The organism is Niallia sp. HCP3S3_B10 (genome assembly GCF_052064465.1).
GTDB lineage: Bacteria > Bacillota > Bacilli > Bacillales > Cytobacillaceae > Niallia > Niallia hominis.
In genome coordinates, this window is the sequence record NZ_JBQHVO010000018.1 from 44,604 (window position 1) to 68,195 (window position 23,592).

The window sequence follows — 23,592 nt, forward strand, 5'->3', positions numbered from 1 at the left end:
CCTAATTGTCATAGCTGATTCTTGGATCTACAAATACATATATAATATCTACGATTAAATTGACTAAAACAAAGAGGGAAGCTACCAATAATACAGAACCTTGCACCATTGGAAAATCTCTTGAAGCAATCGCATCAATCATTAATCTTCCAACACCGTTTATCGCAAAAACTTGTTCCGTAATAATTGTTCCTCCTAATAATCCTCCAAAGTTAACACCAATTACGGTAATGACTGGAATCATTGCATTTTTCATTGCATGAACACCAATAATGGAACTTTCTTTTACCCCTTTTGCTCTTGCTGTTCGTACATAATCAGCTTGAATGACTTCTAGCATCGAAGAACGACTCATCCTGGCAATCATTGCAGCTGAACCTGTTCCTAATGTAATAGCAGGCAGAATTAACTGTTGCATTCCTTCTATCGTCCAAAATGGAGCATCTAATCCACCGACCGGCAGTATTTGCAGATTCACGGCAAATACTAAAATTAAGATGGAGCCTAGCCAAAAGTTTGGAATCGATATCCCACCTAAGGAAAATACTGTGCTAAATACATCTAGCCATGAGTTTTGCTTGAGTGCTGAAATAATACCAGCAACCAACCCAATGACGATTGCAACAATGATACTTGCTATCGCTAAATTCAAAGTATTTGGAAATCTTATGGCGATAGCTTCTGATACAGATTGTTTCGTCTGATAAGAATAACCTAGATCACCCTGTAAGACATTTTTTAGATAATCCCAATACTGTACAAGAAAGGGTTTGTTCAATCCTAAGCTTTCTTTAATCGCATCAATATCAGAAGATGATGCTGTTGGTCCTGCTATGATTGAAGCTGGATCCCCCGGTGCCAAGTGCATACTAGCAAAAACTAAGAAAGATATTCCAATAAGCAATAATACTAGCTGAAATAACCTTCTAATAATCATCGAGATCAACCGTCTCACCTTCCCCTCTTTGTAAAAATAACCAATTTCCACTTTCAAAAGTAAACTAAATTTCTTTATTTAATTAACAAACGAAAGCAAATATTTAATATTCATGATTATAAGATAGTTATAATAAGAATTCTAGTGATTTTTCAAAAAAATTTAATAATTTTATATATTCAATATTAACAGAATCATTGTAAACCTTTTCGTTTCCCTATCATTTAGTTTTCCGAAATAATAATATGTTTTTCACAAAGATTTCTACTAATACGGAAAAGGAAAAGACTATAGAAACACTTCTCTAATAATCATTCAAAAATAGGTATTAATATACATTATTCTATTAAATTTAGGATTATCTCTCACAAAAAGTCTTCTTTAGATAAAGAATTAAAAAGAGCATTACTATTCCAATAAAATAAAAGGTTCCATCATTTACCTATAAACTTTTTCAGAAGAAATTTGTAGAATTTTGCAATAAAAACACGAGTCGTCGGTTTTTATTTCCTTTTACTGAAAAATATATTATAGAATTTCTGAATACGTTTCGTATAAAAACAAAAAAATCAAACCGAATGGATTTGATTTTTCTTTGCTATGTATCAAATTTTTAAGCCATTTCTACTTTTAAATCTTCTTAAAAGGATATGGCTCTCTACTCGTGTTATACCTTCTAAGGAATATAGTTCATTGTTCGTGAAGCTTTCTAACGCTTCAAAGTCTTCCACTAGGACGTGCATATGCAAAGTACTTGGCCCTGTCATTTGATAGCAGCTTGCTACAACTGGATTTTCCGCAAGCGTTTGTGCTACTTGAATAAGGGAAGCTGGCTCACAGTCCACTTCAAAAAAGGCCGAAACCGTCTTACCTACTTTTTCGGAATTGATGACAGCACTAAATTTTTCAATGACTCCATTTTCGATTAATTGACTGACTCTTTCTCTGATTGCCACTCGTGACAAATTTAGTTCTTTCCCGATCTCCACATAGGACAGCCTGCCATTTGCTGTAAGTAATTCTAATATCTTTTTATCTGTTTCATCCAATTTCATGTAACCACCACGCATCTTCTGTTTTAAATCATGTCTCATTATAGCCTTTCCTTTAAAAATAGGGAAGTATTTTTTAGAATTTTCAAACTTTCAAATGCGAATTACAAATTAGCTTTAGGAATTTGGAGAGTTTGTCTATTGACATATATGATGTACAAAAAGAGAGGCTTATTTTTTGAATGCTTATATTGATATTTTATATTTCACAATATCTTTTCACCGTCTTACTTTATGAATAAAACCTGCAGCTTTTCGCTGCAGGTTTGTCTTTTATTGTGCTTCTATTAATCCGTATTTTCCATCTTTTCGTTTGTAGACGATATTCGTGTTATTTGTTTCAGCATCTGTATAGACGAAGAAGTTATGGCCCAATAAATCCATTTGCAGGATGGCTTCTTCGCTGTCCATTGGTTTTAGGTTGAAGCGTTTTTGGCGAACGATTTCTAGCTCTTGTTCTTCATCCTCACCACTTGGCACACTTTCATAAGAACCGAATAGTTCATTTAAATTGCCTTTTTCTCTATGCTTACGATTTACTTTTGTTTTATGTTTTCTTATTTGTCTTTCTAATTTATCTGAGATTAAATCGATTGCTGCGTACATGTCCATATGGTCTTCTTCTGCACGCAACAGCAGCTGGGACATTGGAATCGTAACCTCGACCTTAGACGTTTTGTCATTATATGTTTTAAGGTTGACGTTTACTTTTGCATCTGGTGTTTCAGAAAAATATCTTTCTAATTTGGATATTTTCTTCTCGACATACTCTCTAATTGCTGGAGTTACCTCAATGTTTTCTCCTCTAATGTTGAAATTCATAAGTTACTCCTCCTTTATAGTTTCCAGTGCAAGTCTTATTTTTTTCCTAATGGTAAATAGAAATATACCTAGAAGGAATCATTTTGACTATACTATATATTTCTAGCCTACCCTACTAAAATCCTGCTAAAACGATATGAAATTTCGACAAACTTGTGAACATTTTTATGAGGGAATTTATTAGTATAATAATTCCAGCAAATTTTTATGTCAGAAAATGTTTCAATCAACGGCGGACAGGATATATATACAGCATAAATAAAACGTCACGTTCCTTAAATATAAAGCAACTTATTCCTGCTAAAAGAATTAGTTATTTTAAGAATTTAGATAGGCAAAAGGCCGTCAATACTAGTATTTTTCGTATTAAAGGTTAATTCTATTGTTGTTAAATATCTAGACAACCAATTGCACTATTTAAAAACATTTCGACATAATCTATGAGGAGAAGCCTATATTCCTAACAAAAGATGTAATTGTGAGTATCATCACCTAGGTTTGTGTCGAGATTTATCGAAATTAATCAAAATATTTTTACAATTCATTGTTTTATATTTGCTACAATGAACACATTAAGAAATTAACTTGGAGGTACAATGAATGAGTGAAAAAATTTTACAAAATCAGCATGAAGCAGAATTAAAAGAAATGGAAGAGGAAGAGTACTTTTATAAACTTTGGGAAGATGATCGTTTATAACGAAATAGATCTACTTACTTGATAGAAACGTGAGGAACATTTTCTTTTTAAGAGATGTTCTTAAAATTTGAAAAAATTCTGGAAAAATAAGGAGCATCTTACTTTCTCTTGAAATTCTAACAATGGAAGATTTGACAACGCATACTGGAGGGATCTATTTTGAATAAAAAATGTATCGCAATGCTTTTAGCTGGAGGAAGAGGGACAAGACTAAAAAAACTAACAGAAGAATTAGCGAAACCAGCAGTACCATTTGGAGGAAAATATCGTATAGTTGATTTCACTTTAAGCAATTGCCGTAATTCAGGAATAGATACCGTTGGTGTACTAACACAATACCAGCCACATGTACTGCAAAATTACATTAAAGACGGAAAAGATTGGGATTTGGACAGCAGAGATGGCGGACTAAGCATCCTTCCTCCATACCAATGTGGTACAGAAGAACGCTGGTATGATGGTACAGCACATGCTATCTATCAAAATATATCCTATATTGACCAGTATAACCCGGAATATGTTCTCGTTATTTCTGGCGACCATATTTATAAAATGGATTACAACCTAATGTTACAACAGCATATAAAAACAGGCGCAGATGCAACGATTTCTGTGACAGAAGTTCCATGGGAAGAAGCTAGCCGCTTCGGAATCATGAATACAGACAGCAAAAGCAACCGCATCGTTGATTTCGAGGAAAAGCCAGCTAACCCACAGTCAAATCTTGCTTCAATGGGTGTCTATATCTTTAAATGGAAAACACTTAAAAACTATTTACAAAAAGAAGAAAAAAATGAATTATCATCAAAGGATTTTGGGAAAGATATTATTCCTGCCATGCTTACAGATAACCGCAAATTACACGCCTATACGTTTAAAGGCTACTGGAAAGACGTTGGGACAATCGACAGCTTCTGGGAAGCAAATATGGACTTATTATCAAAAGAAAGCAATATCTTTCTAAATGACAAAGACTGGACCGTATTTACCCACGAACACTGCTTTGCCCCATCCTATATTGAATCTTCCGCTACCGTAAAACGCTCCATTATTAGTGAAGGCTGCGAAATTTATGGAACAGTAGAAAACTCTGTCATCTTCCATGATGTCATTATCGGAAAAGGATCAATCGTTAAAGACTCCGTACTCCTTCCTGGAACCGTTATCGGTGAAAATGTAGTCATCGAAAAAAGTGTTACTGCTTGTAAAGTAAAAGTGGAGGATCATAGCATTATTGCACCAGAAGACGCAGATTCGGAGATTGTGTTGATTGGTGAGAATGTGGAGAATAAACAGACTCGTGTTGGGTTGTCTCGGGTGATTTAAATAACTGGGACAGTGGGGTCGGGTTCCTTGTCCCAGTTCTCAGTGGGACAGTGGGGTCAGGTTCTCAGTCCCAGTTTAACTTTAAATGGAAAAAGGGAGCGAATATCCACATTATTGGATATTCGCTCCCTTTCTCCTGTTTTCATCTCCTTCTTCTTACTTTGCACGCTGAACAACGCTTTTGGATATGCCAGTAAGTCTTGCTATTTGTCTAATAGTTACTCCTTCTATGCATTTCAGCTTCTTTAATAATTTATCTCTCTCTTTTTTATTCAGTTTCTGTAGGGTAGAATTATTGGGTATTTCTAAACTCCTCATTATTTTCAAAACTTCTTCATCAGCAACTTTAACAGCGTTATTCGAATCTAAACAGTTCTCTTCATTAAGTTCACAAGAATATGATTTAAATAATTCTAATGCTTTCTTCTCATCACTCGAAAATAGTTGAAGAGCAAGTTCTGTATCAACCAAATTAGGTTTATCCATATACTCGCTTATGCTCGTCCATTTACATTTCAAAACATTCTTTGATACACCAGCTTTTAGTGGATTTTGATGAATATATCGAAGCACCGTTAAAAAGTATCTCACATCTTCAACGGTCTCACTTTTAAACCGCCCCTCAAACAAATGGCCACTCCTTTCATATTTTGTATTATACCAATGGACATAACTGGAGCTGATTCTCTTCACAATCTCTGAAATCGATTCATCTGTTTCTTTACACAAAAGATGAATATGATTATCCATCAAACAATAACCATATAACTTAAACTTACAAATCCCCTTATACTTTTTTAATGTTTTTAAGTATTGGATTTTATCCCCGTTATCTTCAAAAATAATTTGTCTATTAATACCTCTTATAATAATGTGATAAATACCATTCACACTCTTTTTCCTTGGATTTCTTGCCAATAAGCACCACCTCCATACAATAACTAAATTTACTCCTAGAGATTTATTCGTTTTCGGGAATGGATGATAGAAGGTTTTAACATGTGGAAATGAAGGAGAAAAAGAGAAGAGAAATAACTCTGCCTACTTATTTCAACAAAAATAAAGCTAATCCTCTAACTAAACAGAAAAAAAGTGGGACAAGGAACCTGACCCCTTGACCCACTATTTGCGTTTATCGTAAAACATGCCATCCGTTTGCAAGGATTGATATGGATTAACATATTTCTGATTGGATTTTTTTTTGTATTCTATGCCTCGTATTTCTTTTTGAATCGAATGCTTCTCTTTTTGAAGCAATGCAACCAATACTTTATCTTGCTGCAAGAGAGCCTGTCCGATTTTCTGTTCGGTTTCTGTCGTTGGTGACGTAAGAAGTGTCAGACAAGCTTGCCTTTGATCGAGAAGCTGATTGACTTTCTCCGTATCTACTTCCGATTCACCCTTTAACAGCTCCACCAATTCATTCGTAATAGCATAGCATCGCTTTAATGCTTCCATTATGCTTGGCCGCCCTGACCATGCTGTTTTTGACGATTAAGAACAATCGCCTCTTTCCATGTATCACGGAATTCAGTCACTAGTGATTCTACTTCTTCAATAAGCGCCCTATTATTCTCAATATTTGCCTTAATCAACTGACGATTCATATAATCATACAACGACATCAAATTTTGTGAAATTGGAATATCCATATTTAATGTTACCATTAATTCCTTAATGATATTTTGTGATTTTTGGATATTTAAATTGCGTGTTGGAATATCTTTCTCATCAATTGCTTTTTTGGCTAAGTGTAAAAATTTTAGACAGCCGTTATAAAGCATTAATGTTAAATCTCCAGCAGAGGCAGTATTTACTGCATTTTGCTGATAGGATTGATATGGATTAGAAATGGCCATTTTTTAAATCTCCTTTTTATTAAGAACTAAACATACTTGTTAAATACGTAGACTGGCTGTTTGCCTTGTTGATTGCCGTTTCCATTGCTGTAAAACGAGCCCAATAGCGGGATTCAAGCATCTCTAATTTATCCTCAAACCGGGTTATTTGGTCAGAATAATTATTTAATACCTTTCCGAGCGTAAAGGTATTATTTACACTAGAAGCCTTCCCTGCTTTTGCTGTGATATCCGTCATCGCTGTTTTTAAACTATCTCTTAAGCGACGAGCAATTCCTTGTTCCGAGCTTGTGTCACCATCCTTTTGAAAAAGTTCATAGACAGCGTTTGGATCTGCAGAAATTGCCTCTCTTAGTTTATCTTCATCAATCGTTAGCTTCCCACCATCTAAATAATTGGCAGTCGTGGTAATTCCAATTTGCGATAATTGAGTGTAGGTTGATGTTCCACTAACAGGTGAGCTAAAATTAGAACGCATTTTTGATAAAACATTCGTTAAAATGGAATCGTTTTTCAACGTACCGCTTTTTGCAAGTTTTTCCCATTTCTCGATTTCGTCCTCTGACATATCTTCCTTCTGTGCATCTGTTAGTGGAGGATAATCACGATACTTTGATTCAGTTGTTTTGGCACGGATTTTTTCTACTGCTTCGTTATATTTATTAACGAATTGGGTTATTGTATCTAAAATGCTGTCCACATCTGGTGTAGAAGAGAATGTTACTGGATCTGTTGTAACTTTTTTGGCAGTGAATTCTACTCCATTGATGGTGAAGGTGTTGGATGGACGAGTGATTTCTAGCCCATTGTATTCAACTTTAGCGTTGGTTCCAGCATTTCCTGCATCTTTATCTGCTGCAAGAACATTATTAGAATTAATCCCTAAAATATTATTAAAGAACTTATTTCCAACTTGCCCATCACCAGTATCAGTGAGAATAATCTCTGGTGTACGATCAATATCTCCTGAACCAGCAATATTCCCTGTATTTTTAGCAGTAAAGGAAATCTTTTGCGTAAAAGTATCATAGAAAGCTGTTACTCCAGAATCTTTATTAATTTTAGAAATGATGCTATCCAATGTATCTTCTTTAGTAATAGTTAGCTCATAATGCTTTTCTTGCATTACTCCATCTTTGTTAATCGCACTAATTGTTATTGTCTGGTCTGCTGTTAAACCATATTCACTAAGAGGTTTTGAAGAATCGGTAACCCTAGATTTTGTATAACTATGCATGGATGCAGCAGATGCAATTTCTTCTATTTTTACTGTACCCGAAAAATCAATCGTCGAATTGACATTTTTTACAGATAGTGCATCCGAATTAGATATAGCCACTGTCTTCTTAATATAACTAGCTTCCTTTGCAACTCCATTAAAAATAGTAGTATCTAAATCTAGCAACAAAGAATTCATTTCACGATAGTCATCTCGCTGCCATTCCGTATATGTCTTTTTTTGATTTATCTTATCTAGTGGTACCCTTTCTGCTGTCATTAACTGTTCAACAAGGGTATCAATATCCATTCCACTAGCCAATCCACCAATTCTTAATACCATTTTAACTCACCTCTTTTAAATCTTTTCATCGATCACTAAGCCCATAAATTCCTTCATTGCTGCATACATATCAAGCATTTTCTTAGAAGGGATCTCGCGGACTACTTCTTTCGTATCATCATCAATTACCGTTACATAATAATCATTTAATTTTTCATGAAGCTCAAACTTCAAAGAAGTATGGGAAGGCTGCATAAAAGCATTAATACTTTCAATTACTTCATCTAATTGCTCTTTATTTGGTTTTGGACCATAAAGCTGCAATGGAGCATCCATTTTACTATCTACTGTTTTCTCTATACCATTTATATTTTCCGCTTGTCTAGATGTGTAAAGATTTTGTTGGGAACCAATTCGTTCTATCATTTTAATTATCCCCCTGTGGCTACAACTAGAATTTATATATCTTATATCGGTTATTTTGAGAGATATTTAAGGAATAAAAGGAAAGAAGTTATTTTAGAGAGGAATGTACTATGTAGGATAGTACTAATTGACCATTATTAAAAACATTAGGATTATTGAACTATATAAAATAATCCTTTTTCTAATTCGATAATTTCTTCCTTTAATGAGATGAGTCGGGAATTCAATCTATTAGTTTCTTCCTTGGTCAGATTATTATTTAATGCATACTCTGCTATTTCTCTCATTTCGTGAAGTTTTATATTAATTTCATCTAAGATGGTAGAATGTTCCTTACTTCTTTTTAATTCATCTTCAAGAAATTCTTTATATTCTTTAATATTTTTATCCATTTCCAGACCCCCAGTAATTATAAGCTTTCTTACAGAAAAAAGAGAACCTAATATAAATACTAGACTCTTCTATATTAAAGTCAAAATTAAAAGTTTAAAACTCTTATGCAACCTTGATAATTTTCATAGCTAATCCATCAACATTTGGGTAATAATCATGCACAAAATCGCTATCCAAAGTGGCTAAATAATCAAATTCATTTATTCTTGCAATAGCTAAATGAACCGAATCAGTTGAATCCAGCTGGGTTAGTTGCATATGTACTTTAGCTAACTCATTTTCCTCAAAACCATCAGAGAGCAATTCTACCTCAAATTCGAGTTCTTCTCTCATTTTCCGAATAAAATTATTAAAAATTCCCAATGCAAGATGGTAATAAATATCCAACAAATACCGTTTGTTTTGGTCTTCTTTTGCCCGTTTAATTAACTCACCGACATTTGCTGCTACTTCTCTGTTGTAAAACCTTAGTATATCTTCATCTTTAGCTACTCTGTAAAGATATCGAGCAGAATCTAGATTAATTAATTTTCCTTTTTCTTCATCACTTAATTTATCAAATCCATTCCTTGTATTGTTAAGAAGTTGTTTTTTTTCATGATAAACCTGAAGGGAACCTAATACTAACATTTGAAATAAGCGATTGGTTACCTCGGTAAAGGTATGATTACTATATCCAAGCTTCACCTCATTTTCCGCCCAAATATCAAGAGTATCGGCTACATCCAGCTTTCTGAGATCTGTTTTATCTAGGTACGCCAAAATAAAACAAGCATCCAAATAAACAGATGCTTTAAATAAATTCTCATTATTCATTTGCTCAGCATCAATAATATAGTCCATTTGACAACTACCTTCCTTGTTTGTGTAAATCTACAAGTGTGCGACCAAATGCACCATAAATGCCAATTTCATCTTGGATTTCACGTGCACTCTTTTTCTTTTCCTTACTAAAATCAGATTTTCTCACAGTATCAACTTTTCCTGTTGACTGTTTAATAGTTGTTGGCATCAATCGTATCACTCCATTTTCCTTTTTCTTTTCTTTTCTGTAGCTACTATTTCTATATTTGTCCACGATTTACCTCCTTTTCATAAGAGTTTTATTTCTATTTTCCACAAAAATACGATCGTCTAAACATTAAAACATCTTAGAAGACTTGTTTGTAATGATACGGTGGAAATGACAACCTTCGAAGCTTTGTGTAACTACTTACTTGTTCCTATCCATGGTATAACCAGCAATCCACTCGTACCCGTTATCATCTACATACGAGATTGCTTCAATAAGCAATGGCTTTTGTAACTTTTCTAAGTGTTCAGCTGGAATCAGCAAATCATCTATCTCTTCATGATAGAAGTCATGGGCTTCGTAGCCTATATCTTCTCTTTTTACTTCAATAACAAATGTCTTTTTCATCGTTCCTACAAACCATTCCAAATATATCATCTTTTCTCCTCCTAGAAATAGAAATAGCCCTAACTCCACTAAAAGAGTTAGGGCTTCAGATAAGCTTATTCATGATAATAATATATTTTTATTTTGGTATTTGTTCCAAAGGTCTTCAATCTGCTAGATATAAATCTGGACCATATTGGTCATCTGGGTAAGGTAATCTATCTAAATGATACATTAAAAAAGCTAAGTACTTTTTTGTGTGAGTTTTAAATTCATTAAAAGTACCAATTTCTCTACTTCTAAAAGCATGGATAGCATTTCTCCTCTGTTGCATAAATAAAACCCAATCGTCAAATTCTGAAGCTGATTCCCTATCTTTCCAAATTTTATCTCTAAAGTATTGACGGAGTTTATCAAATGTAATTTCGTCCGGCTGAATAATGCCCCTTTTATTCTTGTAATTTGCCGAATCATCCATATAATCATTCAAATATACGGAAAGGAAAAGTTTTATAGTTCCTTCTACTAAAGTACCAAGGTTTGCCCAAGCCAGTATTAAATCCCCATTTTCCGATTCAGGACAGGAGCACTCATTCCACTTCTTCATTGAATACGACAACGATACTTGCCAATCCAATCTTGACTTACTTAATAAATTCGATGCCTCAATAGGTGCCCATCCTAATGCATCTGACCAAAAATCTTTGGCATGTTTATTAAGTTCAATAATTTTATCAACGGCTTCTAAATACGTTAATTGATTTAATTTTGAAATTGGAATATTCATAAGTCCTCCTGTTTACAATTTTATTAACATAATACCTTTAATTACCTACTTGTTTCAAATAAAGTAAAAAGAGACCCTAGTATAACTAGAGTCCCTTCCAAATAATCTAAAATTAACGAAGAAGTTGTAGAACTCCTTGTGGTTGTTGGTTCGCTTGCTTTGCGACTGCACCTTTCAGTTACAGAATAGACTATATCTTCATCCATGCTTTTTTTCATGGAGCTGGGCACTTCGAACAGCTTACACTGCCCTACGAGATTCATAGCCATAGTTTTCACCTTAGACCGTATCCTCTAGTCGTTGAACCTTCTCCAGAGTTTCCTCACAGGAGCTTGGCTGCTGATTATCCATTGTTTCATCCTCATCATTTTCATACCCTCACGCTTACCGTTTCCAGTTACGTTGTGGTTGATGAAGCTTTAGAAAGTTCCAGCAATTCACCCAGTTATACTCTAGTTCGTTACCAAACTAGACGCCCTTTAATCGTTATCTCAAGAGTTGTAGTACTCCTTGAGGCATCTGATTAGATTGAGCCAACATCGCTTGTGCTGCTTGAGAAAGAATTGAATTCTTTGTTTGGTTCATCATTTCTTTCGCCATATCTACATCACGGATACGAGATTCCGCAGCAGTTAGGTTTTCAGAAGATGTGTTTAGGTTGTTGATTGTGTGCTCTAAACGGTTTTGAGATGCACCTAGTTTAGAACGTTCAGCAGATACACTTTGAATAGCATTGTCAAGAACTTTGATAGCTGCTGAAGCTGATTCAGTTGAAGATACATCTAATGCAAATTCAACAGCAGTATTGTCTGTGCCATTTGTAACATCTTTAGTAGTTGTATACTTAGCTCCTGGAACATCTTTACTAGTTGCTCCTGCAGAATCGCCAGTAAGACCTAAAGCATTAGAACGCATATCTTTAATAGCTATACTGAAGCTTTGACCTTGGTTTGCACCTACTTGGAAAGTTTCAACAAAGTCTTTACCGCTATTTTCAAATGCGTCAGTTCCAGCTGTACCTGTTTGTGTTCCGGCAGTTAGTCCAAGTGCACCAGCGATATTCGTAGTTGTTCCAGTCAATACAGTTTTAATATTGTCTGTTCCAACTTCTTTAGCTTCTAATTTTAATGTTTGGTTAGCACCATTTTCGAAAGAAACATTTACAAGTTCAGAAAGTTTTGTTCCATCTGTAGCTGTTGCATTTTTTAATGCATTAATAACATCTGTTTGTTGAGAGCTACCATAAGTATCAAGAGCAGTAAAATTTTGCTTTAATAAGCTAGCATCAACTGTAAAAGTTTTATCCCCTACAACAACGCTCATTTCAAATGTATCACCGCTAGCATCATCATCAGTAGCAGTAGTAGCATTTAATACGCTTTTTGTCCCTGCATAAGCGTCTGAAGTTGTAACCTTAGCATTGTCTGCTGCTGCTTTACCTGCTGTTTCAGCTGTAAAAGTAACTTTATTACCTACAGCTTCTGCTGTGGCACCAGTACCTGAATTTGTGAAGTCTAGTGCAGCTACTGCAGCTGCAATATCAGAAGTATTTTTGCCATTAACATCAATAACAAAATCAGAACCTAATTTAGTTTGTGCATCTGTTGCATCTGAGTAAGTTCCTTTGCTGCTATCATAGAATGCAACATCTTTTCCTGCAACATTAATAGTAGAGCCTTCTGTTGGCGCTTTATCAAAAGTTAAATCATACGATTGCTTAACACCAGCAACTGCATCTACACCAGGTGTTGTAGCAGCTTTATCTAAGTTAGTACTAGAAACTTGCAAGTCACCAGTTGTTACAATTTTAGCTGCATTATTAGTCGAACCTGCTGCTGCAGAATCTGTAATGGTAATATTCCCACTAGAATCTGACGCAAATGTAAAGTCGGCAAGTGGGGACCCAGATTCAGCTTTGATAGCATTTAATGCACCTACAATAGCTGCAGCTTGTTCTGCAGCAGTGTCTGCACCATCAGATGGGTTTGTTGAATCAGTATCAAGCAGTAAGTCTGCAGAAGTAGCAGTGACGTTTGATGTTGCTGTAGCGTCTGATGTATCTGCTGTTGTAGCTGCAGTGATATTAATTGTGACTCCCATAAACTCAAATGTGCCTGACTCGGTAGCAGCCATTGCATCAATATTACCAGTAGTCCATTCAGCTTTTGTAGCGTTCACAGCGTCAACAGCAGCGGTACCAGCCTTTGCTGTTGCACCAACATCAGACTTACTAGTACTACCTTGTAACAATTTCTTTGTATTAAACTCTGTAGTATTACCAATACGGTTAATTTCAGAAGTTAATTGGTTAACCTCTTTTTGAATTTCCGCACGGTCATCATCAGTGTTAGTTCCGTTAGCTGCTTGAGTAGATAGCTCTTTCATTCTTTGAAGAATGTCATGAGTTTCATTTAAAGCTCCCTCTGCAGTTTGAATCATAGAAATCGCATCTTGTGAGTTTTTAGACGCTTGGTCTAATCCACGAATTTGTCCACGCATTTTTTCAGAGATTGCTAGACCTGCAGCGTCATCTCCAGCACGGTTAATACGAAGACCTGAAGATAGCTTCTCCATTGATTTACCTTGTGCACTTGAAGCACTATTCAACTGACGAAAAGCAACATCAAAAATCCAAATTTCCCCTAGGACAGAAGCTCATGCGACTCAAGGAATTTGCAAAATCTTTAGTTGCATCATTAGGAAAACCATATTTAACGGAAAGAACTAGTTCCAAAAACATTAGGAAATCATAAAAAAATGGAAGAACAAAAAACAGCAGTTCATTTGGAAACCATTAGAGCTGTTCTTCATTTCTTCCATTAGAAATACATTTGCTAGGCATTTTGTTGTAACAATGTTTCAACTTCCTGCTCGTACCCATACTTCTGAAAGAATTCAATCAATGCAACCTCGAAAATCTCTCGCTGATTAATGTTTCTTTCCTTGCTAAAATCTCGAACCATAAAGTCTAACGTGTTCGTCATGTGAACAGATTTTGTAACGAACGTACCTGATAATGTAAAGCGTGGGATTTGTCCTGACGCTACTGACGCTCCCAAAAGGCTTTGTAAGCCTTCCTTGTTCATTGCTAACCATTCAAGTAAAGGTAAGAAATGTTCGATGCTTCCATCTCCAACAGAAAGAGAACCCTCTAATGAAGCGTCATTACTGCCAGCAGAAACATCCTCCTCATCACTAGGCATTGTAGAGGAAGCAGAGAGATAATTCCTTGCTTCCTGTGACCACTCAAACCCTTTTGATTTCATATAAGAAGCCATTTCTAAATGGCTTTCGAATCCTACCTTCAATGCAACCTCCTTTAAATCCGCTCCTTCCTTGTTCAATTCCATCACAATTCTACGGACTCGGTCTGATGGAAAATTCACTATTGTTTCAAGTGACGCTTTCCTAGCATCTGCTGGTATATACGTCCCTTTTTTCTTGTCCCAAACAAAATTCTTACGACTCATATAGCTATCCATTGAGCGGTAAGTTGAATACTGAAACTGTTCAGCTACTTCTTCCCTTGAAAGACCATCACCTAATAATTGTAGTATCTTTTTAACCTTATCTTCATAAATTGGTTGCAATGCATCTGCATTAGCCATTTGTTACTCCTCCTTTACAGCGTGTTAACTGCATCTTTCAAATCATCCATGTTGCTATGAACATAAATACTCGTTGTTTTCAAACTGCTATGACCAAGCAATTTTGAGATTTTAACCAAATGAACATCATTTTGGACAAGCTTAGAAGCAAAAGAGTGCCGCAAAATATGTGCAGTTACATTCTTTTTCCATCCCAATGCTTGATTCGTATCCCTAAACACCTTTGCTACCCTAGTTTTTGATAATGTACCTGTGTTCCTCGTTGCAAAGAAACAATCAGAATTCACCCTCCAGTTCTCCGTGTAATCCTCAAGTAACTCCTTCAATTTTGAATTGATTGGAACAAAGCGGTCTTTGTTTCCCTTTCCATGCCTAATGTGAATGAGGTTTCTCTCCAAATCGATATCATCAACTTGAAGATTTAGACATTCCGAAATACGCATTCCAGTATAATAAAGGGTTTGCGCCACTAATCGAATCAATTTGTGTTGAATCGCATCCACAAACTGATTGACCTCTTTTTCAGAAAGATATTGCCGCTCCTTCTGCTGACATTTGATTGGCTCAAGTCTTGCTGCAACATTCTTATCGCACCATTCGTTTTTGTAGGCATGACCGAAGAATGACCGCATGCTGCCTAACACACGCTTTCTGCTAATAGGTTGATAACTCTTCTTTTCTTTGAGATAAAGAAGGTACTCCTCTACATCCCTTTGTGTAATGTCCTCAAGATAAACTGGACTATTGTATTTCTCTTCAAGGTAACGATTCAAAAGTGTTAAATCTTCATGATAGGCTTTAATAGTAACTGGACTCCGTTCAATGTTTGCTTGATATTTTCCAAACTGCTCAACTGATTCCATGAATAACATATCAATATCCCCTTTCTGATTAATCAAGGTAATAATATAATTTTGGGTTCATGTTTTGATTCGGGTAAAAGTAGCCTCACATAGCGTCAGTAGCAACCCTACTTTCAGTACTGACGCTACAGTTGGCACAAAAGTGGATAATTACCATTCCGCAAATTCGTCGTAACCTTACGAAAGTTCTATATCTGTAGCTTTATTCGAATCAGTTCCTGTCCGCTGCAATATTCCTTGTTGCTGACGAATGGGAACAACATTTCCACCAGACTTTTGAATAGAAATCTTTTTGGAGTCCCCTGCATGTCGGATTTCAAACGTAATCCCTACATCTTCTAAATTGGATTTCACTTCCTTTAGTCTTCTGCTTAGAATGTGAGCTGCTTTTGGGAATGTTTTAACATTGGTATTAATTTTTTCTTGAAAGGCTACACGCTCTAGTTCACTTAGCAGACTTGCAACGGAACCTGACCAAGTTTGCTTGTCTCTCATAAGAGCAACAACTGTAGCGGCTACTGGATGCGAGGAAATGGCTTCTTCATTGGATTGATTACGATTTTTACGATAAGCTTCTAAAAAGCGTTCTCCTCCATACCCTAATACTTCGGCAATGGCATAGCCCCATCGAGTAAAGTCCGCCATACGTGGAAGCTTGTCTAGTTTAACATTTGGGTAGATTGCCATTGCGTCTGCCAATATCTGTAAAGCCCCACCTACAATGCTAGCCCTATCTTTTTCAAAAGCTTCCCACACTTCTCGTTCTTCTTTCCGCTCATTCTCTGGAATACGGTCTAATTCAATGATTATGGAACGGTCAATTAAATCTGCTCTTGTAACCACTACATTGATACCTGTCAATCCAACACATCTTCTTAGGTCAAGTAGCGTTTCATCATCATCTGTAAACAATGTACGCTTACTAAATCCTCCACCTGTAGAAGCAATACATAATAGGTCGCTTTTTTCAGCTGATAATCCATCCAAGTTATCAAAAGATGGCATGTAATTGTTAGCCAATGATATTGCTAAATCTTGCAAACTATTAGGCATCGTTAATAAATCCTGTACAGCTGGGTCAATGACTTGTCTGGTCAATCTCATGGACGTGGATTTAGAAGCTCCCTTTTCACCACTGAATACCAGTACAGCATGAGGAATACTCGGAATAAGGCACGTCACAACATGAGTGAGATAAAGAATTTGGTCATCTTCATTTTTAATTCGCACATGATTTAGTAACAGCTTTAAGTCTCCCGAAGAATCAGGAATAACTTGGGCTTTGGTATTTTTATTTCGAGTAAATAGAATAGGAGGGTCATTCAATACTTGAAAACCTTTAGGCTCAATCTTTACGACACTCCAATCCTCATTCGCTAGGTCATAATAAAATGCACCATCTTTTTCTGCCACTCGCAATTGCAAGCTATGTTCGTCACCCTCAAAGGCTGCCTTCATTTCCATTACACCTAGTGCTTGATTCATAGCATCACTGGTTGGCGCTTTTTTCGTAGCATCATAGAATTGCTTTGTTAGCCACATTTTGAATTTCTTACTTTTCACTTTTAATACTTCTTTATGACCATTGATGATTACCGCAGCAAAGGATTCACCTAAATCATCTTGGAAGAACTCAGCTTCCTCGCTCACCCCAATCAATATGTCCGCTTGTGATTCCTTTTTGGATTCTTCATTATGGGATGATGGATTCCAATTCGGCTCAAACTTCTTCCGTAATGTTTGCCAGTTTTCTTCTGAACAGCTATTATGATGGCAACCTGCCACAACTCCACCGTTAGCAAACTGAATGACAAAGGCACTTCTATTTGTATGGCTCTCATTCCAAGGACATGTTGACAATACATACTTTGTTGCTTCTTTTTGCCAAGGAGCGGAAAAGGCAACATCCAACCCATGTTGTTCTATAAATTCTTCTAGGTTGAAATCTTCTTCTGTGTTGCTCTTCTTAGAAGCTGATTTCCCCTTTGTTGGCATCGTTGGACATAAAGCTGCTAATACCTTCAACTGTTCCACTGACACATCAATTGATTCTTCTGGAAAAGATAAGATTTGAGACAACCGATGTGGTCGTTCGTCTGTATGGTCACCTTTGCCAGCCATTGTTCCATAAAGCTTCCAAATTCGTGCGGCATTGAATACACTTTTATCTACATTGACCTTTTCATTACTGAATTGAAAATCTAAAGCTTCTAATGCTTGTTTGATTAGCATCGTACTTTCATCATCATTTGGAAGGTCAATAGGGTATAATAAATGAGCACCATTGCCGCTGTCTGCCACAATAGGTTCAATCCATCCTTTCCCCGCCAAAAACTGTTGTACTTCTTTTGCCATTGAATGAGCGGCTTGATGTTCTTCATCCGTTGATGAAATACCTGCGGGACGAACAGGGTCAAAATCAATCGGGAACCAACATCTACGTTCAATGTCAGCATCTGCAGTCGTATTTTTTGCTCGTTGTACAACACGATTTGCCGCTCTTGGTAGCAAATCAGGCTTCACAGGATTAAGGGTAAAATAGATTGCCGGAACCTTCCCGTCATATTTCGCTGCATTTTCCGCTAATTCCTCATTATCATCAAAATAGCCGCTGACTGTACCCCTTGACGTTTTTAAGATACGCAACTCTGTTACTTCTCCTTCACCTTTTAGGCTAGAAAGAGATTCCATAATCATTTCTTCTGTTGTTTTCGTTTCTCTATGTGTCATTCTAAAGTCTCCCTTTTTGTTTTGTCTCATGTAGCGTCAGTAGGGACTATAGCAACCATTGCCGCTATAGCCTGTACTGTTGCTTCGTTAGGGTGTTACATGTTACCGAAGTCGATGTCATCCAAGTCTTTTATTACTTGAGTTGATATAGTTGATTTGTTACTTCCAAACTTTTGAAGCTCGTCTAACGAGCAAACATCGACAACATTTGCAAATACTCTATCATTCCAGAATTTATGTTCAACCTTAATACCACAACGCTTACCGACAAGACTTTCTAAGTCTATTTCCTCGTCCCCCTCTCCCATTGTGATATCAATCAGCTTTTCCAGTGTAAAATTCACACCTGAAGCCATAAGGAATGATTGAGTAACAAGACAATGATTATCAGTGGTAAATGAGGTTAAGGCGGTATCCGAAAGCCCCATTTTAGTCTTGGCGGGCTTTCCTTCCCTAATATCATTGACTGTAGCAGAATGCCACCCTTGCGAAGCCATTTGAGGCACCAGGTTTCGTTTATAGTTCATAGCTTATTCCTCCTACTTTTTAATGGGTTAGTTTTGATAACCCTATTAAACAGCATTTTTAACAGTGTTGGAATGTGGTGTTTTTTCCTGATTTCTTGTAAAAAAACAAGGTTGACAAGCAAAAAAAGAAGCCCCCAAACTATCGGGAGCCGCTCTTGCTAAATCATTCTAAAATTTTTATATTCCTTTATTTCTTGCTCTAGTATCTCTGAAAGATAGAGATTCATCTTTGTAACGCTAGCCTTTTTTTTCTGAATAAATTCAATTTTTCCCTCTTCTGTAATGTGTTCAAACAACCGCACCATTTCTTCCAGTTGTTTCTTCATACCCTCAATTTCGCAATTTTCAATTTTCCCTAAAGTAAGATTAAATATTGTATTTTCTACTTTAGAAAGTATATAACTTTCCTTCTTTTCTAAAAGTAAAATTTGGAATTTAAACTTTGTTCGCATCTCCTCCAAAGGAGATTTCTTCTTATCTCCCCCGTACCATCTTTAATTTTCCAATCAGAAGATGAAATCCAATTCAAAATTTCTTTACTTTTTTCAATCCATTCATTTTTTTGGTCTTCCGATAGTCGTTTGCCTAAAATCCAGTTGTGTAAATAGCTATGTCCGTAAGTTTCTAAAATTACAATCAGCAATAATGATGTTTCAACTGTAAAGTTTGTATTTTTATGATTATCAATATTCAATTTACTGATAAGGTTATCCCCTGTATCTTTATAATAAGATATTAAACGGTTACGAACTTTCCTAAATACTTCTTGTTGTCTTTCAAGGCTGAGAAAACGGTATTTCTCATTTATAATCAAACTAATTATATCTTTTTGCGTAAGAAACACATGAATCCCCCCCGTTGGCGCTATTCGATTGCTTTACAAGATAATATCAAGTATAAGCCTATAGAAGTATTGGTTAATTTTAATACCTTTTGTCCAATTTTAAAAGAAAATCCTCAATAAAGTGACTCCTCATTATCTAAAGTAGCGTCAGTAGCATCGAAGCGTCTCTACTGTCCCTTTTGATTCTTCATTAGAAAGTCAAAATGATATTCAAAAAAAAACAAGAACCTACAATGGATTCTTGTTCATTTTAGGAAATAGTTGAAAATCAATTACCTTCTACTCATCTTAGACAATTCTTCCAAAGCTATTGCCAAAATGGCACAAACCACTTTTTTAACGATAACAATTTGCTTGGCATCCATCCTTTTCCACCACCTTTACAATAGATTGACTGCATCCATCTTCTCTTGCTTAGTCGTTTGGATATAAAACTTTGCTGTCATACTCACCGTAGAATGCCCTGCCAGCTTGCTTACAGTTGTAAGGTCTACGCCTTTTTTCAATAGCCTTGTACAAAACGTATGACGAAACAAATGTGGATACAATCTGAACCCTAGTTCCTTTGAAACTTTTGCTAACCAGTCCCTCACTGCATCACGATGCATTTTTTCTGCCCTTTGGCTTACCAATAGATAGTCGCTATGGCTGAAATTAGACTCGGAACGCTCTTCCTTCATATAGTCCTTTACTAATTGGAGCACATCCTGTCTAAGCCCGATTTCACGTCTCTTACCTCCTTTTCCAATCACCGTTAATTGGCTTGTCAGGAAGTCAACATCTGCTATTTTAATTCCAACCAGTTCACTTACCCTTACACCCGTATAGAGAAGCAAATAAACAATCAGCCTGTTACGAGTGCTTACTTTGCTTTTGTTTTCAACGTAAAATAGCAGTTGTTCCACCTGTTCCTCTGAAAGCGCCTCTACATCGTCCTCACTTCCAGCAGCTATTTTAATCCTATCTCGTTTTAACTGGATGAATGATTCACTTATGGCTCCTTTGGTTCTTAGAAAATCGTTGTAAACTTTTAGGCTATTAATCTTTTTGTTAATGGTTGAAACGGCATAGTCCTCCTTCATCAAATGTTCCTTGTACCTAACAAATGAGAAGCGGGATAGGACTGGAACCTCATTCAACTTTTCATGCAAATATGCTTGGAACCCTTTTATATCGTTCACATAGGACTCGATTGTTTTAGCTGCTTTGCCCTCTGTAAAAAGCCATTGGCTAAATTCATCAATCTCCAAGACTGATTCACCTCCAAAAATGAAAAAAGGCTATTGATGTACGCATTTATACACCAATAGCCTTTTACGTTTTCTTAGTATTCATTTTCCAGTTCCTTTCCTACCCACTCACGACAGTTATATAATAATGTCGGCAGTTTTTTCATATGGAAGTCATTCCAATTCTTTGCCGCTCATCGGTTCTACAAAACATGATTTAATTCCTTTTAGTTTTGTCGTTAGATTGCAGTAAGAAATGTAGTGAATTTCACTTAGTCAACATAAATCTCGTAAGCAATTTGTTCCCCATTCTTTATCCATACTTCGTACAGCTTCTTTCCCGTTTTCTCCTCAAGTACATAACCAGCAATCCATTCGTACCCTTTATCATCTACATACGAAATTGCTTCAATGAGCAATGGGTTAGGTAGTTTTTCTAAGTGTTCCGCAGGGATAAGCAAATCATCTATTTCTTCATGATAGAAATCATGGGCTTCGTAGCCTACATCCTCTCTTTTAACTTCAATGTTAAATGTCTTTTTCATCGTTCCTACAAACCATTCCAAATACATCATCTTTCTCCCTCTTTCAAATGTAACCTTGTTCTTTTAGTGAAACGTACTCTCCATCCCCCAGCACAATATGGTCAAGAACGTCTATGCCAATGATTTTACCTGCTTCTACTAATCTTTTAGTAACCTCCACGTCTTCTCTGCTTTCAGCACTTTTCCCACTGGGATGGTTGTGCCCCACAAGGATTGATGCAGCATTACTCAATATGGCAGGCTTGAAGCATTCCCTTGGATGTACTATGCTTGCGTTTAAGCTTCCAATGTGGCAAATGTTAATGGCTGTTGGCTGATTCTTAGTGTCTAAACAAACGACAACAAAGTATTCCCTATCCACGTCTCCTAAGAATTGCTTCAACAGTTGGTAGCCATCTTCAGGGCTTCGTACACAGCGATTCTTGTAAAGCATGCTCGATTCCTTCACTAGCTTTAGGCTAACAATGTTCACACGTTTTGCAGATTGATTTTTCATGATTACGATTCCTCCTCTAAAATAGAAAAAGGGCTCCCTCCGAAGAGAGAAGCCCTAGTTTGATGAACATCATGTACATATATGTTCATGATAATAATATATGCTTAAGTTCTGTATCATTACATATAAATGGAAACACCCAATATCAAACCCTTTTCCTCGTTCTTGCTTGATTACTCAAAAATCAATAAACTTATAACTTATTTTACCAATTCCAGTTTCTTCATTAGATTTTCTACAGATTCAATTACATTAAGCATTTCTTCCTCATAATCCTTAATCCTTCTAAAAATCAGGTTAAAGAATTGCTCGTCATCTATTCTAATGAACTCATCAAGTATATCTTTAGAAATAATACCTTCAATAAATAAGGCTTTAAGTATATGTCTAGGATTAAAGCTTATTTTACCGAGAACAACATCATTCCTAGATATTTCTCCAATCTTGGTATGATAAATGCTAATCGCCACTTTACCTATTTCATTTCTAAGGAAATCTACAATCACATGTAACTCTTCCCTACTATAATGGTTCTTCATTTCAAATTTTTCCTCAAATAAAGATTGAATTGCATTTGTCATTTTCTTCACCTCCTGTCTTTCTATATATTACTATTATCTTATTTCTATATACCCTCGGCAAATTCAGATTTCTTTATTCGTAGTTCTCCTAGCCTATTCACAAGCAACACTCGAAGTTTTTGTATACTTTTCTAAAAAGTTCTTGATTATTCGTTGATTATCTCATAATTTCTAAGCCAAAAATAAAAAGAGACCCTAGTAAAACTAGAGTCCCTTCCAAATAATCTAAAATTAACGAAGAAGTTGTAGAACTCCTTGTGGTTGTTGATTTGCTTGAGCCAACATTGCTTGTGCTGCTTGAGAAAGAATAGAATTCTTCGTTTGAGTCATCATTTCTTTTGCCATGTCTACGTCACGAACACGAGACTCAGCAGCAGTTAAGTTTTCAGAAGAGGTATTTAAGTTGTTAATAGTATGCTCTAATCGATTTTGATAAGCACCTAGCTTAGAACGCTCCGAAGATACTTTATTTATCGCTTCATCAAGTACTCCAATTGCAGCAGTAGCGTTTTCATGGCTAGACACATCTAAAGCGAACTCTGAACCTGTTTTCACTGTTCCATCTGTAACCTCTTGATTCTCATTCCACTTAACGTCATATTCTTTTCCGTTAACAGTTACTTTTTTCGCAGCTGTTTTGTCCGTTGAACTAATATCTAGTGCATCGGCACGCATATCATTTATTGAGATGTTAAAACTTTGACCAGTATTAGCACCAATTTGTAAGTTTGCAGTAAAGCCTGAGCCTGAGCCTGAATCAGCACCTGTAGTACCTTTACCTTTATTTTCATCTCCAGAAGTAATACCTAAGTCTGTTGCTAATTTCGCTGCATCTGTACCACCAGTTTCAATTTTAACCTGAGAATCTGAACCAGTTGTTTTAGAGGTAATCGTTAATTTACCGCTTGTAATTGAGATATCAGCAGCATCAGTAATTGCTTTTCCATCTGCATCCTTTGCACCTTTTA

The 23,592-nt window shown here is 36.0% G+C and carries 26 protein-coding genes; 1 reads left to right on the top strand and 25 read right to left on the bottom strand.

Translation table 11 applies throughout. The annotated features are described in order from the left end of the window. Position 1: 1 nt before the first annotated feature. The 3 genes from nikB to hpf form a co-directional block, all read right to left on the bottom strand. Positions 2–946 (bottom strand): nickel ABC transporter permease, encoded by a 945-nt coding sequence (gene nikB / locus ACTNDN_RS10245; RefSeq protein WP_031540558.1) that lies wholly within the window; start codon positions 944–946, stop codon positions 2–4. A 596-nt stretch (positions 947–1,542) separates the two neighbouring features. Then, on the bottom strand, positions 1,543–1,992 hold the full coding sequence (locus ACTNDN_RS10250; protein ID WP_031540559.1) for an Lrp/AsnC family transcriptional regulator: 450 nt from the start codon (positions 1,990–1,992) through the stop codon (positions 1,543–1,545). A 270-nt stretch (positions 1,993–2,262) separates the two neighbouring features. Then, positions 2,263–2,811 (bottom strand): ribosome hibernation-promoting factor, HPF/YfiA family, encoded by a 549-nt coding sequence (hpf, locus tag ACTNDN_RS10255; RefSeq protein WP_031540560.1) that lies wholly within the window; start codon positions 2,809–2,811, stop codon positions 2,263–2,265. Positions 2,812–3,666: 855 nt separating this feature from the next. Between hpf and ACTNDN_RS10260 the strand changes: the two genes are divergently transcribed. Next, on the top strand, positions 3,667–4,836 hold the full coding sequence (locus tag ACTNDN_RS10260; protein ID WP_311296729.1) for a glucose-1-phosphate adenylyltransferase: 1,170 nt from the start codon (positions 3,667–3,669) through the stop codon (positions 4,834–4,836). A 156-nt stretch (positions 4,837–4,992) separates the two neighbouring features. On the opposite strand, the gene ACTNDN_RS10265 is transcribed toward ACTNDN_RS10260, so the two are convergent. From ACTNDN_RS10265 to ACTNDN_RS10370, 22 genes are all read right to left on the bottom strand, one after another. Further along, positions 4,993–5,754 (bottom strand): transposase, encoded by a 762-nt coding sequence (locus ACTNDN_RS10265; protein WP_441131215.1) that lies wholly within the window; start codon positions 5,752–5,754, stop codon positions 4,993–4,995. A gap of 204 nt (positions 5,755–5,958) precedes the next feature. Continuing rightward, positions 5,959–6,294, bottom strand: coding sequence for a flagellar protein FliT (locus ACTNDN_RS10270; RefSeq protein ID WP_441131216.1), 336 nt, complete (start codon positions 6,292–6,294; stop codon positions 5,959–5,961). After that, positions 6,294–6,695 (bottom strand): flagellar export chaperone FliS, encoded by a 402-nt coding sequence (gene fliS / locus ACTNDN_RS10275; RefSeq protein ID WP_154708615.1) that lies wholly within the window; start codon positions 6,693–6,695, stop codon positions 6,294–6,296. Before fliS ends, ACTNDN_RS10270 begins: the two co-directional genes overlap by 1 nt. Positions 6,696–6,714: 19 nt before the next feature. Further along, positions 6,715–8,256, bottom strand: coding sequence for a flagellar hook-associated protein 2 (locus tag ACTNDN_RS10280; protein WP_441131217.1), 1,542 nt, complete (start codon positions 8,254–8,256; stop codon positions 6,715–6,717). 15 nt (positions 8,257–8,271) lie between these two features. Then, positions 8,272–8,622: a flagellar protein FlaG gene (gene flaG / locus ACTNDN_RS10285; RefSeq protein WP_031540566.1), complete on the bottom strand. Its 351-nt coding sequence runs from the start codon at positions 8,620–8,622 to the stop codon at positions 8,272–8,274. A 152-nt stretch (positions 8,623–8,774) separates the two neighbouring features. Next, a complete protein-coding gene (locus tag ACTNDN_RS10290; protein ID WP_349204446.1) occupies positions 8,775–9,014 on the bottom strand; it encodes a hypothetical protein in 240 nt (79 codons plus the stop codon). A 103-nt stretch (positions 9,015–9,117) separates the two neighbouring features. Further along, complete coding sequence (locus ACTNDN_RS10295; RefSeq protein WP_441131218.1) at positions 9,118–9,858, bottom strand: hypothetical protein; 741 nt, start codon at positions 9,856–9,858, stop codon at positions 9,118–9,120. Between the two features lie 7 nt (positions 9,859–9,865). Next, a complete protein-coding gene (locus tag ACTNDN_RS10300; protein ID WP_441131219.1) occupies positions 9,866–10,093 on the bottom strand; it encodes a hypothetical protein in 228 nt (75 codons plus the stop codon). Positions 10,094–10,228: 135 nt separating this feature from the next. Then, positions 10,229–10,465: a hypothetical protein gene (locus tag ACTNDN_RS10305; RefSeq protein ID WP_441131220.1), complete on the bottom strand. Its 237-nt coding sequence runs from the start codon at positions 10,463–10,465 to the stop codon at positions 10,229–10,231. A gap of 115 nt (positions 10,466–10,580) precedes the next feature. Next, positions 10,581–11,201 (bottom strand): hypothetical protein, encoded by a 621-nt coding sequence (locus ACTNDN_RS10310; RefSeq protein ID WP_441131221.1) that lies wholly within the window; start codon positions 11,199–11,201, stop codon positions 10,581–10,583. A gap of 486 nt (positions 11,202–11,687) precedes the next feature. Beyond that, positions 11,688–13,775 carry a flagellin N-terminal helical domain-containing protein gene (locus ACTNDN_RS10315; RefSeq protein ID WP_441131222.1) on the bottom strand — a complete coding sequence of 696 codons (2,088 nt, stop codon included), beginning with the start codon at positions 13,773–13,775 and terminating at the stop codon, positions 11,688–11,690. A gap of 260 nt (positions 13,776–14,035) precedes the next feature. Next, positions 14,036–14,809: a hypothetical protein gene (locus ACTNDN_RS10320; protein ID WP_441131223.1), complete on the bottom strand. Its 774-nt coding sequence runs from the start codon at positions 14,807–14,809 to the stop codon at positions 14,036–14,038. A gap of 14 nt (positions 14,810–14,823) precedes the next feature. After that, the gene (locus ACTNDN_RS10325) at positions 14,824–15,681 is read right to left on the bottom strand and encodes a tyrosine-type recombinase/integrase (protein ID WP_441131224.1); all 858 of its coding nucleotides are present in this window, start codon (positions 15,679–15,681) and stop codon (positions 14,824–14,826) included. A gap of 168 nt (positions 15,682–15,849) precedes the next feature. Next, positions 15,850–18,402 (bottom strand): hypothetical protein, encoded by a 2,553-nt coding sequence (locus tag ACTNDN_RS10330; protein WP_441131225.1) that lies wholly within the window; start codon positions 18,400–18,402, stop codon positions 15,850–15,852. 95 nt (positions 18,403–18,497) lie between these two features. After that, the gene (locus ACTNDN_RS10335) at positions 18,498–18,929 is read right to left on the bottom strand and encodes a hypothetical protein (RefSeq protein ID WP_441131226.1); all 432 of its coding nucleotides are present in this window, start codon (positions 18,927–18,929) and stop codon (positions 18,498–18,500) included. Positions 18,930–19,087: 158 nt separating this feature from the next. After that, positions 19,088–19,390 carry a hypothetical protein gene (locus tag ACTNDN_RS10340; protein ID WP_441131227.1) on the bottom strand — a complete coding sequence of 101 codons (303 nt, stop codon included), beginning with the start codon at positions 19,388–19,390 and terminating at the stop codon, positions 19,088–19,090. Beyond that, the gene (locus ACTNDN_RS10345) at positions 19,345–19,773 is read right to left on the bottom strand and encodes a hypothetical protein (protein WP_441131228.1); all 429 of its coding nucleotides are present in this window, start codon (positions 19,771–19,773) and stop codon (positions 19,345–19,347) included. Before ACTNDN_RS10345 ends, ACTNDN_RS10340 begins: the two co-directional genes overlap by 46 nt. A 380-nt stretch (positions 19,774–20,153) precedes the next feature. After that, on the bottom strand, positions 20,154–21,023 hold the full coding sequence (locus ACTNDN_RS10350) for a tyrosine-type recombinase/integrase (RefSeq protein WP_441131229.1): 870 nt from the start codon (positions 21,021–21,023) through the stop codon (positions 20,154–20,156). A 251-nt stretch (positions 21,024–21,274) separates the two neighbouring features. Further along, positions 21,275–21,577 carry a hypothetical protein gene (locus ACTNDN_RS10355; protein WP_441131230.1) on the bottom strand — a complete coding sequence of 101 codons (303 nt, stop codon included), beginning with the start codon at positions 21,575–21,577 and terminating at the stop codon, positions 21,275–21,277. Between the two features lie 13 nt (positions 21,578–21,590). After that, on the bottom strand, positions 21,591–22,043 hold the full coding sequence (locus ACTNDN_RS10360) for a JAB domain-containing protein (protein ID WP_441131231.1): 453 nt from the start codon (positions 22,041–22,043) through the stop codon (positions 21,591–21,593). 200 nt (positions 22,044–22,243) lie between these two features. Then, on the bottom strand, positions 22,244–22,624 hold the full coding sequence (locus tag ACTNDN_RS10365; RefSeq protein WP_441131232.1) for a hypothetical protein: 381 nt from the start codon (positions 22,622–22,624) through the stop codon (positions 22,244–22,246). A gap of 231 nt (positions 22,625–22,855) precedes the next feature. Then, the coding region (locus ACTNDN_RS10370; RefSeq protein WP_441131233.1) for a flagellin at positions 22,856–23,592 on the bottom strand (737 nt) is incomplete at its 5' end.